This is a genomic window from Kitasatospora sp. NPDC001603 (genome assembly GCF_040298365.1).
In the GTDB taxonomy this organism is placed as follows: Bacteria; Actinomycetota; Actinomycetes; order Streptomycetales; family Streptomycetaceae; genus Kitasatospora.
Map to the genome: position 1 here is coordinate 40446 of NZ_JBEPAA010000055.1, position 14673 is coordinate 55118.

The window sequence follows — 14673 nt, forward strand, 5'->3', positions numbered from 1 at the left end:
ATCTGCGCCTCAGCCCGCTTCCCTCGCCGAGCCCGAGCCGCCGGGGTCCAGGGCGACATCCTCGCTCTGGCCGCTGCAGAGCACCTACCTGAGTCACATTGGATGCCGGGGAACCATGTCCATCCGTCACGCCCTTCTTGCTCTCCTCAGCCAAGAACCGCACTATGCCCATCAGCTCCGGTCCAAGTTCGAGGCACGCACTGATCGCATGTGGCTCATCAACGCAGGCCGGGTGTACGCAACACTTCGCCGCCTGGTCCGCGACGGGTCGGTCGAGCCCTCCGGCAAAGACACGGACGGCCATCGCCTCTACGCCGTCACCGAGGCCGGCCAGGCCGAACTGCGAGCCTGGTTCGGCAGCCCTGTGAGACGGACCGAGGCGCCCAGGAACGAACTGGCCATCAAATTGGCCATGGCCCTGCTCGTCCCTGGAGTCGACCTCGGCGCGGTGTTACGTGACCAGCGGCTTCACCAGGTCAAGATGCTTCAGGACCTGACCGGTCAAGAGGGGAGCCAGTCGAGCCCGCCTCTTCGTCCGGATGCCGCTGACTTCGAGGGACCCAGCCTCGTCAGACAGCTCGCTACGGCGCGACGAATCCTTCAGGTCGAGTCGAACATCCGATGGCTCAATTGCTGTGAGACCCGGCTTGTCGGGGAGAGCTGGGAGCCGTAGCCCAGCCGGCCGATCCCGGGCGAAGAACCGCCTGAAGTCGGCCCCGAGGCTCCCGGGGGCTCCCCGCAGACACAGCACACTGAGGACGTCGCGGAGCCGTCACTACGGTCTGCCGGCCCCTGACCCGGCGCACAGCTTGGCCCGCCCCACCGGGTGAGGCGGGACGGGCCAAGCTGTGCGGAACCGGGAGTGGCTGCTCACTCGGGGCGGTAAACGCCGATCTCACATTGTCTGATCAGCCTGACGGTTGCAGAACCGTGGCGAGCGGAACAAGTGACGCGACGTAGTCCGGGCCCACCGGGGTGAGAACAGCGCTCGTGACGCCGGCGTCGAAGAGCTCGGCAAGCTGAGCCCGTGCCTGTGTCGGGGTGCCTGCCACGGCCAGTTGACGCACCCACTCGTCGGGCAGGCTACGAGCGAAATCCTCCGGTCCGGCGCATCGAGAGCGCAGAGCCACGAGTGCGTCACGGAAGGGAAGTGGAGCGATGTGTGGCCGCCAGTCCTCTTCCGCAACGACGGCCAGGAGCGGGCGGACGGCCTCCAAGGCGACAGCCGGATCGTCGTTGACTGCTGCAGCGTTGTAGGCGACGACGCGATGCGGTCGTGTGGGTGCGATGTGCCGAAGTGCGCTGCGAACGTAGGCAGGGGTCACCGGCTCGGCAAGGACGGTGCCGTCGGCAACATGGCCCGACACCGCCAGAGACCGGGGTCCTCGCACACCAGCCAGAACGTCGGGTACGGATGAAGGTCGTGCTGTCGGCTGTAATTGGAGTCCGTCGACATGAACGTAGCGTCCCTTGTAGTCGGCGACGTCTGCACGCAGAAGGGCCTTCAAAGTCGTGATGTATTCGTACAGCAGCGTGAGGGGGCTCGAAGGCCAGGCGCCGACAGTGCGCATCCAGGCAGGCATTCCGTGGCCGATGGCGATGTCTAGTCGGCCGGGGTGGAGGTGTGCGAGGGTGGCCACGTCCATGGCGGCGAACGCCACGTTGCGGGCACCGGCCGGCATCAGTCCCAGGCCGACCCGAATCCGACTGGTGACACCGAGTACGGTCGCCGCCTGCGCCAGGCCCCCGTGGAAGCCCAAATCCTCCACCACCCAGAGTTCATCGAACCCGAGCTCTTCGGCCTTCCGGGCGAAGGAGACGATCTGCTGAACCGGAGTGTCCGGCGGAAGCATCACGCCGATCGAGCCGCCGTGCTCTGACGTCATTCGCGCTGCTCTCCTGTGTCGTCATCCGGACCGTTGCCCGGGGATTGCCGGTTCGAGGTTTGGAGGATCCCGAGTCGCTGGAGGCTCAGCTCCTGGAGACCGGTGACTTGCCGGCATCCGACGAGTCTCACCGTGGCATCGGCGTTCACCGCGGTGACCCGGAGTCCGGCGGCCAGGGCAGCGTCCACGCCGGGCTGGGAGTCCTCCAGGGCGTGTGTCGATGCCGGTTCCACGCCCAGGTGCGAGCAGGCCGTCAGATAGAGGTCCGGTGCGGGTTTGGGGGCGAGCTCCGCTCCGGCAGCCACGACAACGGAGAAGTGGCTTCGCACGTCGGCTCGCTGCAGAAGGCGCTGAAGCAAGGGTTCCGGCGTGTTCGACGCGACAGCCAGTCGCACCCCGGAACGCGCGAGCGCATCGACGAGCGCCCCCGCGGCGGGCATCAGCGGGACTCCTGCTTCGTCGGTCACCCGCTCAAAGTGCCATATCAGGCGGTCCACTGCCTCGTCCTCCGCGATTCTCACGTCTGCGACCTCGGTCAGGAGGCGTGCGCTGGCCAGCAGCGAGAGCCCGCGAAGGTGCTGCCGTATCGACGGGCCCCACACACCGCCCAGCTCGCGCAGAAACCTGCGCTCGGCCAAATCCCAGCGTGGCTCGGTGTCGAGGAGCGTTCCGTCGCAGTCGAAGACGACGGCTTCGGTGGGCGGGATCCCGGTGTCGCCGCCGTTCACGGGACGAGCACCACCTTCAGGGCGTCCGCGGGGGCGACACGCCTGCGCTCAGCCAGATCCACACCCAGGAGGGCGAGTGCCTCGCGGTGGGCCGACAGCGGAAGCACGTGGCTGACGAGGCGGTCGGCAGGCACACGACCGGTGGTAATCAGGTCGAGAGCGGCGGCGAAGCTGCCGTTCAGCGAGTCGATGGAGCCGACGATCCGCTTGCTGTGGTCCGCGAAGACCACGGGATCCACCGTAACGGGAGTACCGCCCAGGCCCACGGACAGCAGCTGACCGCCCCGGGCCAGAAACGCGAGGGAGGATTCCAGGGCGAAGCCGGACGTGTCCACGATGATGTCGAAGCCGAGGTCGCGGAGTGACTCTCCGTTGCCACGGCCACCACCGGCACCGTAGGGCTTCCGGGATCCCTGCCGTAGGGCGGCGTCCAGATCGCGGGCGACCATCCACCCTGCGGGTGCGGCCTGCTCGGCCAGCGCACGCCGCTGCGGTGAGATCTCGATCAACGTGCCCCGGACACCTTGCACCGCCAGCGCGTGCGCGTACAGCAGCCCCATCGGGCCCGCACCGATGACAGCGGCGTGGTAGTCCGTCCGCAGGAGCAGCTGGGCGACCCCGGTCAGCACACAGCTGAGGGGCTCCGTCAGGGCGGCATTCTCGAACGGAACGTGCGGGGCGATGCGGTGGACGAAACGTCGCTGGGTGAGGTGGAGTTTGCGGAACATGCCGTCGGCACTCACGCCGCTCTCCGTACCGTCCTTGCGCAGGCAGTGGTTGGGCCGGCCTGTTGTGCACATGTGGCAATGCAGGCATGCGTAGGTGGGGTCGATGGCGACCCGCTCGCCCGGAATGAGGTCCTCGATTCCGCTGCCGACCGCATGAACGACGCCGACGGCCTCATGGCCCAGTACGACCGGCGGGCGAACCGCCGGGTACTGGCCGGCGATGATTCCGAGGTCCGTGCCACAGATACCGACCGCCTTCACCTCGACCAGGACGTCGTCCGGCTTCGACAGCCTCGGCTCCTCCGTCTCGACGACGCGGACGGTCCAGGGGGCGCTGTATACAAGCGATTCCATCAGCGATGGTCCTTTCCCTCGGCGTGCTCGACCCGCACCAGGACGCGCTCGAGTCGCTGTGCGATGTCCGCGATCTCATGGTCCTCAACGGTCAGGGCGGGGCGTACCTTGACGACGTTGCCGAAGCCGTAGCGGGACGGCCGGAGGATCAGGTCTTCGTGGCTGCGTGCGACGTCGATCACCTGTCGGGCAACCTTCGGAGCCGGCGAGCCGTCCGCTCCTGAGAACTCCAGGCCCCACATCATGCCGAGGCCCCGTACGTCGCTGACCAAGTCGCTGCTCTTGGCAAGTCTCTGGAGCTCCTGGCCGAGCAGTCCGCCCTTGCGCCGGACTTCCGAGAGGAACTCATCGTCGGTGATCACCGCGACTGTTGCCTCTGCGGCGGCGAGTGCCAACGGGTTGGCACCGGAGGTGAACGAGTGCTCGTAGCTCTCCAGTACGTCGAGCTCCTCGCGCATCAGGACCGCAGCCACGGGCACGCCGATGCCGCCCAGTCCCTTGGCGAGGGTGATGATGTCGGGGCGAAGCCCCACTGCGGTCGAGCCGAAGACCTCGCCGAGCCTGCCCATCCCGGTCTGGACCTCGTCCGCGATGATGAGGATGCCGTGCCGGTCGCACAGTTGACGCAGGCGCTCGAAGTAGCCTGGCGGGGGAACGATGTTGCCGCCGTTACCCATGACGGGTTCCACGATCACTGCGGCGACCGACCCGCTGCTGGCGTACTCGATGAAGTCGTCGAGACGATCAACGCACATCAGGCCGCACCCGGGGAACGACTGGCCGTAGAAGCACCGATGGCAGTACGGGGCGGGCACTTTGACACCCGTCGGGGGGCCTGCGGGGAACTCGGCGCGTCGGAACGCGTTGCCGGAGAGGGCGGTCGTGAAGAGGGTTTGGCCGTGATGGGAGAGGAAGAGACTGATGACCTCGTGCCGGCCCGTTGACTTCTGCGCTATGCGAACGGCGCACTCGTTCGCGGTGGATCCGGTGATGTCCCGCATCCAGGCCGCAGTGATGCCCTCCGGTGCGTACGGCAGTAGCGGTTTGAGGAGCTGAGTGGCCCGCTCACGGGTGTACTCCGAGGTGAGGTGGAGCAGGCCTCGGTCGAGTTGTCGGCGAATCGCACTCACTACGCGGGGGTGGTTGTAGCCCAGGGGGACGTTGAAGGTCCCTGAGGCTGCGTCGAGGAGGGTCGTTCCATCGTCAAGCTCGATGGTCACCCCACGGCCTCGGGCTAGTGTGTAGGTGCGTGCGTCGGTACTTTCCTGGCGGGCTGTCTTCGACGTGGATTCGATCATGACGGCCTTCCTGCGATCGAGGGGGGTCTCCCCGCGTCCGAACTGCAGTGTTTCCCGGCGTGCGTGGTGTGGCGCTAACGCCGGAGGCGTTCTGAGGGCAGTCCCGGGCCCAGCTCTTGCATGTAACATGACAAGTTGAGGCGCGCAGAACGCCCAAGGATTGTGGGCGGGCTCCGTTGCCCACCGCCGGCGGATCAAGGTGAGAGCCGGCCCGGGTGCTCACTCGGCCCGCCGTTCGACCCTTCGGAGCTGGTCGACAGCGAGTGCATCGATCGTCCTCCTTCAGGTGCGTCGCGCCCCGGAGGTGGTCGCCCTGGTACCTGTCGTGACAGTGATGCGGTCTGGGTCACTGCCGACACACCGGTCGGAGCTCCTCGTGATCGTGGCGCGCCGTGCTGCCGGCTCATCGTGCTACCCGCGCGAGCGGGGTGTCACTCGGTGAGTCATCACGGTTCTTATAGTGCGAGGTCGAATTGTCTGCACCAAGTCTGGACCTACTGGTGGCGTTCCTCGAGATCTACCGTTCGGGGTCCCTGTCGGCCGCGGCGGAGCGCCTGGGAGTCAGTCAGCCTGCCGTGAGCGGCCAGCTCGCCCGCCTGGAGTCGCAGCTCGGGGAGAAACTCTTCGTACGCTCCACCAGGGGCGCGGCACCGACCGCACGGGCCGGAGCTCTTGCCATACAGGTCGGACTGCACCTCGACCGGGTGCGGGGAGTCCTGCGGCCGGACGGCGAGGGTCCGTTGGACGGCGTTCTGCGGATCGCCGGCGCGAGCGAGATCATGACGTTGCGGGTGCTGCCTGCGCTGTCCGGCCTCATCACCCGCGGCCTACGTGTCCGGGCGACACTCGGCCTTTCGCCCGAGCTGCTCGACTCTCTTGCCTACGGCCACGTCGATCTTGTCGTCGCCTCCACTCGTCCGAGGCATCCTGAACTCAACGCCGTACCATTCGTCGACGAGGAGTTCCTGCTCGTGGCTTCGCCCTCGCTGAAGCACACCATGGACTTGGGCCGGCTCGTGACCGAGCCAGTGAAGGCGCTCGCACATCTGCCACTCGTCGCCTACTCGAACGAACTGCCGATCATCCGACGCTACTGGCGCAGCGAATTCGGGTGCAGGCCCTGCAACTCTGCTGCTCTGATCGTGCCGGACCTACGGGCCGTGCTCGACAACGTCATCGCGGGAGCGGGCTTCTCCGTACTTCCGCGATACATCGCACACCAGGCCTTGGCGGACGGGTCGATCGAACAGATCCACCACCCTCCTTACCCGCCGCTGAACACCTTGTACCTCGCCACGAGGCGCGGCGCCGAGAGCCCGGGCCTGTTGGAAGCCCGCAAAACACTCCTCACAGCGGCGGCGGCCTGGGGGGCTCTGTAGCGGGTAGGGCGGCCGGTGTTTGCCCGGGGACGGCTGCTATTGGTCCTCCGTCACCAGCCTCACCGACGCCGTGTCAGCATGCGGGCCGACGATGTCGGCGCCGCTCCGTAGTGGGTGACGTGGAAGGCACCGTCACCTCTACGTATAAGAACCTGCATACCTGCGGTGTGGCGAAATCGGGATCGGACTTGGAACATGGCTGAGTTCGCTGACTCCCTGCGGCACCGGGAGGCCGGCACTGACACGTTGATTTCGGGGCGGAATGGAGTGATCCGATGGCAGAGTCGTCGAGCATGCATCGACTGGGAAGACCCGCTCCGACCCTGACCTCTGCAGCACGCGGGGTGGTGTCCTGGGAGACATCCGGGGCGTTACATGACTGATCCGACCTCGGGCGTATGTGATACTCCTGCCGAATCCCACGATCGCCCCGCCGGTCTGCGCTCTGCTCATGTGGCGATTTCCACGATCTTCGCGGTCAACGGTGCTCTGCTGGGTACCTGGGCACCGAGAATCCCCGAGGTCCAGAAGCGACTCGGCATCGGGGACGGAACCCTTGGGATCGTTCTCTTCGCCCTAGCAGCAGGAAGTCTGACGGCGATGCCCGTCGCAGGATGGTTCATGCAGCGATGGGGCAGCACCCGTGTCTTACGCCTCTCAGCAGTTACAGCCTGTCTGCTTCCGGCCGGAGTCGGTGCCGGCCATGGCCTGGCCGTGATCTGGACGGCGCTCTTTGTCTGGGGTGTGGCCCTGGGCGCGATGGATGTCGCAATGAATGCTCAAGCCGTTGCCGTGGGTCGAGCCGCTGACAGACCGGTCATCAACGGCATCCACGCCTGCTTCAGTGTCGGAAGTCTGCTCGGGGCTGCCATTGGTGCCGGCGCCGCAGCACTCGCGGTGCCTCTCGCCGTCCACCTGTCAGGCCTGGGCGTGCTGGGCCTGGTCTGCTGTCTCCGCTCCCTGCCGCGTGCTTCGCTCGCGGCGACTGCTTCGGATCCTGGAACCGATTCACTGGTAGGAAATTCTGATGGCCGATCATCACAAGTGCTCGCCTTCACGGTCTTGTGCACATCGGCTTATGCGGCCATGTTCGCAGAGGGTGCCAGCGCGGACTGGTCAGCTGTCCGCCTGAAGGAGAGCGGAGTGTCCGACGGTGCTGCGGGTCTCGGCTACGTGGCGTTCGCACTGACGATGCTCCTGGGTCGGTTCAGCGGCGATGCTGTGGCACGCCGCATGGGACAGGGCAGGATGGCGTTGGCCGCCGTCATCGTCGGCGCTGTGGGCAGCGCCGTCGGGTTCAGCTCCTCGGGAGCGTTGCCCGTGATCTTCTCCTTCGGATCCCTGGGCCTCGGCCTCTCCTGCCTCATGCCGTACCTGTTCACCGTCGCCGGGAACGTGGGGAGCTCTGCACATGTGGCGGTGACAGCAGTCAGTACCAGCGGGTACGTCGGATTGCTGTCCGGCCCGGGGGTCATTGGCTGGCTGGCCGAGCTGTCGAGTGTGGCCAAGGCCTTGTGGATTCTGCCAGTGCTGCTGCTGATCGGCAGCTTGCCGGCAGTGCTACGGACGGCCCGTGGGAAGTGAGCTGCACCGAAGCACTCTCCGACGGGAGATCCGTCTCACTCCCGGCCGACGATCGCCCATCCTCCCCGCAGCCCGCAGCCCCGCGGCTGCCAGGCGCAGGCGACATCGGCAGGTACTCGGCTGCCGCCGGATCCCCTGCCCTGCCTGATCGACGTAAGGACCTCGATGTACCGGACGCACAAGCTCGACCGCCGCGACTCGTACCTCGTCAACGGCGCGAAGTGGCTCGCGGCCGCGAACCTGCAGCCGCAGAAGGTCTTCGAAAAGTGGCAAGTGGGCCAACTCGCCGGCATCGAGACCGGGTACCTCTTCAACGTCGTACGCGTCACCAACGAGCGCGTAGGCCTGGTCGCGCTTCGGGACCTGCAGCAGGCCGACGTCCATGTCGGACCCGTCCTGCACGACCGGGCACGCGCGAGGCTGGAGTTCCTGGTCACCACCCGTGCCGCCGGACAGTGGCAGATCTCGGACACCGAGCTGCTCTCGCGACAGAACGACGGTCTTACGCCGACAACTGTCGCGATGCCCGCACCGGGGCTCCGTACGTTCGCAGGGAAAGGATGGATCGTGCTGCCCGACGGCGTGCGCGGGCCTACCGATCCCGGTGAGCTCGCAGTCGCCCTGCGCCGCGCGCGAGAGCGCCTGCGTCTCCTCGAAAGCTGAGACCCGTCGCAGCCGGGAGCACTACCGGCCACCACGGGCACCCGAAGCCGGCCGTTCTCCTCTTGCCGAACAGCCGGACCACGAGCGGATCGGCCTTTCCCCGGGGCCGGTTCGGGAGCCGACCGCCCCCAGCAGGCTGGGGTGGGACCCGCCTGGGGGCGGTCGGCTTCAATCCGCCCAGCGGGGCCAGTTCAGGACTGGCCGGCGAACGATGACTGTCCGGCCTCACAAGCCGTGTCGTGAAGCACACGGGAGAGTCCGCCCACTGTCGGACTGCACCCCCGATCCGTCTGCGCCCCACGAAGGGGCTGCGAGGGAGTCGGGGGAAGCACTGGCACCGGAGGGCGCATCGGGGGTTGTGCGCCCTCCGGTGGGTCTGCGATGGCACGTGTCGATGCACGAGGACACGTGCCGTGATCTGCTTACCCAGTTGCGGGGCCTTGATCGATCGCAGAATTGATCTTACAAGCGCTTGATCACGGCCTTCGGTCCAGAGGGAATTCCCGCACGAACGATCCATGAGGTGTGTCCCGTCGGCTGGCAGTACACATGACTGGAGCTCAGGGCCGCCGCGGGCCGACCTTTGGCCCGGGACCGCCAAGTAGGCTGCTGCACGGGTGATTTGATGAGCACCCAGGGTCAGTGACCGACCCGTGCCGTGGCGTCCGCAGATCGACCGCGGCCGCCGGCGGCACTCACTTCACCCATCCCGGACGCTCGTGCAGTCGCGTGCTACCCACAGGTCTCATCGAGTGCCGCCGCAACAGGTGACTCGGCCCGCAGCAGATACATACTCGGTATGTATAGTTGTGGGCGCCGATCGGCTCCACCCGGCGTCGCCGCAGAGCGGCCGCACCCGACTCCGGTGCGGCCGGCGTCCTGCCCGAACCGGTCATCGGCCCTACGGCCGAAGGGCTGCCAAGGCTGTTCGGCAACGCTCGTCAGGGCGCCCGCCCCGGGCTGGGGCACCTTGGCGAGGAGTGCCAGCCCGACGCCTTGAAGCGGATGACAGCACATCCACCACACAACCGGACCACCGCCCGTCGACAGCAAAGGCCCCCTACGGGCCGCGCCCGACCACCCGGCCGGCCGCACTCGACCGCAACGGAAACCAGCCGCAACATTCAGTCAGAGCAGGCAGACGAGGCACGATCATGCCACTGGTACAGCGTGTATTCGCGATTGGACACCCCCGTGGCCGACGCCACACGGTCGGCAGGGAGGGTCGCCGCGGGTCTCTGCTGAACGACATCAACGGCCCTGAGGACATCAGGGCACTGTCACCGTGCGAGCTCGAGGCACTCGTGCCGCGGATTCGCGAGTTGCTCGTGGAGACGGTCACCGCTGCCGAAGACGCTCTCGGCCCCAGTTTGAGCGCCGTCGAGCTGACTCTCGCTCTGCACCGCGTCTTCGAGTCTCCGCGGGACAGGATCCTGTGGGACACCGGCCACCAGGCCGCCGTGCACAAGCTCCTGACCCGGCAAGCCGGTGGACCGGAGGCGATCCGCCGACTGGCCGGCCTGTCCGGCTACCCGATCCGCAGTGAGTCGGGTCACGACATCGTCGAAAACTCGCATGCCTCGACCGTGCTCTCCTGGGCCGATGGCCTGGCACGGGCTCACCACCTCCACCACGTGAGCGGCCGCGCCGTGGTAGCGGTCATGGGCGCCGGGGCGCTGACCGGGGGAATGGCCTGGGAAGCCATGAACAGTCTGGGTTCGGCATCGCAGCGGCCGGTGGTCATCGTGCTCAACGACAACAGCGGTTCGGCCGCACCGGACCGATGGGCGTTCACCGTGCACCTCGCCGCGTTACGCGGTCCGGATGCCCCGCAGACCCTGTTCGAGAGCATCGGCCTGGCGTATCTGGGCCCGGTCGACGGGCACGACATCACGGCGCTGGAAACCGTCCTGCGCGAAGCAGTCGAGCTCGGCCGACCAGTCGTCGTCCACTGCGTCACGGACAAGGGGCGCGGATACCCCAAGGCAGAGAGGACAGCGCGAGGCGTCGGACGTGCACCCACCGAGGGGGTCTCGGGGCAGGCAGACAATGATCTGTCCTCCTGGGCTTCTGTGTTCGGACACGAGCTGGCTCACCTGGCCACGACTCGGCCCGATCTCGTCGCCGTCGCTACAGGAGCGATCGAGCCGGCAGGTCTCGGCGAATTCGCCCGGCGCTTTCCGGACCGCATCGTCGATGTGGGTCCCGCTCTGCAGCACGCGGTGACCACGGCAGCGGGCTTGGCGTTGGGCGGCGCACACCCGGTGGTGACGCTGAACGCCAGCTCCCTGAATCGTGCGTTCGACCAAGTCCTGCTCGATGTGGCCTTGCACCACACACCGGTGACCTTCGCGCTCAACCACGCCGGTGTGACCGGCGAGGGTGGAGCTCCGGGCCACGGCGTGTGGGATCTGTCGCTACTGAACCTGGTTCCAGGCCTGCGCATGGCAGCGCCACGCGATGCCACCACCCTGCGCTCGGCCCTGCAGGAAGCGGTGAGCTATCAACGCGGACCAACTGCTCTCCGGTTTCCGAAGGGACGGACCGTCCGGGCGGTCCGGGCTCTCAGCAAGCTCGGCGGGGTCGACGTCCTCCAGGCCTCACAGAGGAAGGACATCCTCCTGGTATCCGTCGGCACCATGGCTTCGACCTGTCTCGAGGCTGCGGGAAAGGTCACCGCCCGAGGTCTGGGGATCACCGTCGTCGACCCGTGCTGGGTGAAACCGCTCGCGCCTGAACTGATCTCGCTGGCCGAGCAGTTCCGACTCGTCGCGACCGTCGAGGAGAACACACTGGCCGGCGGCGTCGGCACGGCGATCGCACTGGCACTCGGCGAAGCCGGACTCCAACGTCCAGTCCGCAACTTCGGCATTCCGCAAGGCTTCCTCGAGCACGGCTCGCGCGCGGACACCCTGGCGTTCAGCGGCCTCACCGCCCAGTACATCGCCGACCGGCTGATGAACATTCTCCAGGCAACGGCGGGGCTTCCGAGGCCGCCGCGGACCTCGCCGGCACCGAGCACCCCGCCCAAGGGCAAGCCCACCCGTGGCTTCCTCACCTCCAGCTAGGCCCAACCTCTCAGCAAGGATTCGATATGGACAGACCAGACGCGCCATGGTGTGAACCACCCACGGTCCTACTCCGGGATCAGGCACTGCGGGACTTCCTGACCGCAGCCGTCGAGACGTACCAGCTCATCACGCCCAGCACCCCGCTGCCGTGTTTCGCGCTCCTCCTGGGGTCGGCGCACGGCACGACCTACGCTGTGGAACGCATAGCCTTCGGACGCAACGCCCGAGCCGAAGACCCGGCCGCACGCGTCGAGTTCGCCGCATCGATCATCCCCCGCTTCGGCACCGCCTACGAGAACGAAGCACGCGGCTGGTGGGTCAACTCGCGCGATCTCCTGAGGATCTCCCGGGAGGCCGAAGCCGATGGTCTGGAGCTCCTGGGGTCGATCCACCTACACCCCGACTGGCACCGCATCGGTCCCCCGTCGGAGCGGCAGCTGGTCCTCAGCGACCGTCCAACCCCGATGGACCATCACACCTTCGGCCACACCAGCTGGCCGGTGAACCTCATCTGCTACCTGGAACGCCGAGGTGATGCGACGTACCACTCACTCGCCGCCTGGGCGCCGCCCAACGAACCCGATGGCCCCGACAACCAGTGCAGCCGAATCCCCCTTCTCGTGACGGCTGACGTAACAACGGAACGGTGACTCAGTGAACTCGACCACGGACAACCAGATCGGCGCCCTGTGGGATGCGATGAGGTCGGCCTGGGCCGCCAGAGACGCAGACGCATTCGCGGCAGTCTTTTCGGCGAACTGCGACTTCACAACTGTGCAGGGCGAAAGGATTCAGAGCCGGGCGGACATCTCCGCACGCCACGGACGCCTCTTCCGATCGACCTACCGTTCCACCACGCTCGACACCGTGATCCGGTCCATCCGGTACCTGTGCCAGGACCTCGCCACCGTGGTTGTGGAATCCACTGTCACCACGTTCGACGGAGCCACCCTTGCCGGCACGCACGCCTTGGCGGTCGTGGAGCGCACGACGGTCTCCGGCACGGAAGCCTGGCAGATCACGGCCTTTCACAACATGGTTCCTGTCCGCGTGCCGCACTCTGACCCCACCAGCGAAGCCCAGGAGACGCGCGTGTCCGATCTTCCCACCACCCCCGCGCCGCGGCTCCGGCACCTCGCCATCGTCGTTCGGGACCCTGAGAAGCTTGCGAACTTCTACACCGAGATCCTCGGAATGCGCCTCTTCCACCGCGACCCCGACGGCAGTTGCTTCCTCTCCGACGACTACTTCAGCCTCGCTCTCATCAAGCACCGGTTGAACGGAGACACTCCGTTGGGCATCAACCACTTCGGGTTCCACGTGGCCGATGTGGCCGAAACATCCGCGGCCCTGATCTCAGCCGGGAGCCCCCAGCCGGCGGAACGCTTCACCACTCGGCCCTTCGCCGAGTACCGGGCCATCGATCCGGAGGGCAACTGGTTCGACCTGTCGGCACATGGCTTCGGCGGCACAGAGCCGCCGCGGTCAGGGCAACCCGCTGACGACAGCAACTGAGCCACCGCGCCTTGGCCCGGGGGCGATGATGGGTACTTTCCCTGCCGCTCACGGGCCGGTGGGCGGGAACGTCCTACGGCGGGCCGACTCGTCCGCGCGGGTATCCGTCCACACCTGGGCGACACTCGGCGAACCCGATCCGCTCCCGGTGTACCTGCTGGAGCTACTGGTCGAGCAGTGCCCGACGGAGAGCACTCGTTAGCTCTGCGACGAGCGGGTGGATGGACCCCACTGGAGCAGGGCCGAAAACGGGGCGGGGGGAACCTTGGGGCGAGCGGCGCCGAACCGGCAGGCCAGCGTCACGCGAGGTGCGTGATCGTGAAGACAGCCGAGCTGGAGATCGTTGTGGCGTCGTCCCCCTGGCCGCCGACCTCGCAGCTGAGGGAACGTTCACCGTCATTGAGTGTCCCCCGGTTCACACGACCGCCGCCACCCTACGCTGGGCAACCGCTGAACCGCCGACTGAACGACGGTACAGCGATGCCTCCAGGAGGGCCATTCGCCGGAGGCAGCGGTGCACGGTGAGCGGTACCCATCAGACAACCCCACATCGACGCCGGGGACAGGAGAGACGCATGCCAGTCAGACCTGAGATCGAGGCGGTACTGCGCGGTATCGCCGAAGCTGTCCACGACCACGACGACCATGTCCTTCGCCGCCTCCTGAGCCGCCTCGCCGAACAGGCCACCGCTGACGATCTCTACGCTTTGCGCGACGTGCTGCCCCGGCTGCGCCACGTCTCCGAGTCATCGTTCGCCGGAACCGACGCCACATGGTAGGTCGCCCTCGTCCCACGGCGACTTTGGCTTCTCGCTCGTTCTACCCCGTGTGCAGAACCACGGGTTCGACCATGCGAGGGCCCTGTCTCGCCGACGGTTCGACGACCGACAAGCCCATGGTGGCCTCCAACGGTCAGCGCATCACTGCTGTTCTGATGGCCCGCGACCTGCACCAGGTATTCGGTCCCCCGGCCCAATATCGATGCCTGGGCCGAATTGACGGTGCTCAATGGAATGCAGGGCGGGTACGGACACCCCGGAATCGGTTCTCCTGTGCTGGTCCCGGAGTCGTCACGCCGGGACCAGCACTTCGATGGGACTTCGTGATCTTGCGCCGGACCCCACGTGAGAACGGCAACGGCCACCGCGTCATCATCAAGGGTCGTGTGGACTCATGCCGATCCCGCGGCGGCCGCGGGTCACAGTGCAGACGCCGCCCGCTCGCGGCAGTGGTCGACCAGGCCATTGGCCAGGATCGCGCCCAGGGGCAGGAATGAAGTTCCACCTTGCGGCTGGACACCTGGACACTGGGCCCCGGACCTGATCGGTCGCGACTTCACCGCACCGCGGCCCGGGATGCGGCTGGTCGGCGGCATGACCTTCCTGCCGACCGAGGAGGGCTGGCTCTACCTGGCCACCGCGATCGACCTGGCCACTCGCGAGGTGGTCGGCTACGCGATGGCCGACC

At 67.1% G+C, this 14673-nt stretch carries 12 protein-coding genes; 8 read left to right on the forward strand and 4 right to left on the reverse strand.

From position 1 onward, the window contains the following. The first annotated feature begins 115 nt into the window (after positions 1-115). Positions 116-673 carry a PadR family transcriptional regulator gene (locus ABT263_RS28200; RefSeq protein WP_352294519.1) on the forward strand — a complete coding sequence of 186 codons (558 nt, stop codon included), beginning with the start codon at positions 116-118 and terminating at the stop codon, positions 671-673. Positions 674-908: 235 nt separating this feature from the next. Here the strand turns inward: ABT263_RS28200 and ABT263_RS28205 are convergent, their stop codons facing one another. Genes ABT263_RS28205 through ABT263_RS28220 form a run of 4 tightly spaced genes read right to left on the reverse strand, consistent with a single transcriptional unit; the run spans position 909 to position 4994 of the window. Beyond that, positions 909-1886 (reverse strand): LLM class flavin-dependent oxidoreductase, encoded by a 978-nt coding sequence (locus ABT263_RS28205; RefSeq protein ID WP_352294521.1) that lies wholly within the window; start codon positions 1884-1886, stop codon positions 909-911. After that, entirely contained in the window at positions 1883-2614 is a 732-nt protein-coding gene (locus tag ABT263_RS28210; protein ID WP_352294523.1) for an HAD family hydrolase, read from the reverse strand. The genes ABT263_RS28205 and ABT263_RS28210 overlap by 4 nt, the downstream gene beginning before the upstream one ends. Beyond that, positions 2611-3696 carry a zinc-dependent alcohol dehydrogenase gene (locus ABT263_RS28215; RefSeq protein WP_352294525.1) on the reverse strand — a complete coding sequence of 362 codons (1086 nt, stop codon included), beginning with the start codon at positions 3694-3696 and terminating at the stop codon, positions 2611-2613. Before ABT263_RS28215 ends, ABT263_RS28210 begins: the two co-directional genes overlap by 4 nt. Then, a complete protein-coding gene (locus ABT263_RS28220) occupies positions 3696-4994 on the reverse strand; it encodes an aspartate aminotransferase family protein (protein ID WP_352294527.1) in 1299 nt (432 codons plus the stop codon). Before ABT263_RS28220 ends, ABT263_RS28215 begins: the two co-directional genes overlap by 1 nt. Positions 4995-5494: 500 nt before the next feature. Here ABT263_RS28220 and ABT263_RS28225 point away from each other — a divergent pair, with 500 nt between their 5' ends. The 7 genes from ABT263_RS28225 to ABT263_RS28255 all read left to right on the forward strand — a co-directional run bounded on the left by ABT263_RS28225 (position 5495) and on the right by ABT263_RS28255 (position 13985). Continuing rightward, the gene (locus tag ABT263_RS28225) at positions 5495-6373 is read left to right on the forward strand and encodes a LysR family transcriptional regulator (RefSeq protein WP_352294529.1); all 879 of its coding nucleotides are present in this window, start codon (positions 5495-5497) and stop codon (positions 6371-6373) included. Between the two features lie 453 nt (positions 6374-6826). Continuing rightward, a complete protein-coding gene (locus ABT263_RS28230; RefSeq protein WP_352294531.1) occupies positions 6827-7957 on the forward strand; it encodes an MFS transporter in 1131 nt (376 codons plus the stop codon). A 165-nt stretch (positions 7958-8122) separates the two neighbouring features. Beyond that, positions 8123-8620 (forward strand): hypothetical protein, encoded by a 498-nt coding sequence (locus ABT263_RS28235; protein ID WP_352294533.1) that lies wholly within the window; start codon positions 8123-8125, stop codon positions 8618-8620. Between the two features lie 1154 nt (positions 8621-9774). Continuing rightward, positions 9775-11688, forward strand: a complete 1914-nt coding sequence (locus tag ABT263_RS28240; RefSeq protein ID WP_502885877.1) for a 1-deoxy-D-xylulose-5-phosphate synthase — start codon at positions 9775-9777, stop codon at positions 11686-11688. A 26-nt stretch (positions 11689-11714) separates the two neighbouring features. Further along, a complete protein-coding gene (locus tag ABT263_RS28245; protein WP_352294535.1) occupies positions 11715-12341 on the forward strand; it encodes an MPN domain-containing protein in 627 nt (208 codons plus the stop codon). 4 nt (positions 12342-12345) lie between these two features. Then, on the forward strand, positions 12346-13206 hold the full coding sequence (locus ABT263_RS28250; protein ID WP_352294537.1) for an SgcJ/EcaC family oxidoreductase: 861 nt from the start codon (positions 12346-12348) through the stop codon (positions 13204-13206). A 575-nt stretch (positions 13207-13781) separates the two neighbouring features. Further along, positions 13782-13985, forward strand: a complete 204-nt coding sequence (locus ABT263_RS28255; RefSeq protein WP_352294539.1) for a hypothetical protein — start codon at positions 13782-13784, stop codon at positions 13983-13985. Positions 13986-14673: the final 688 nt, after the last annotated feature.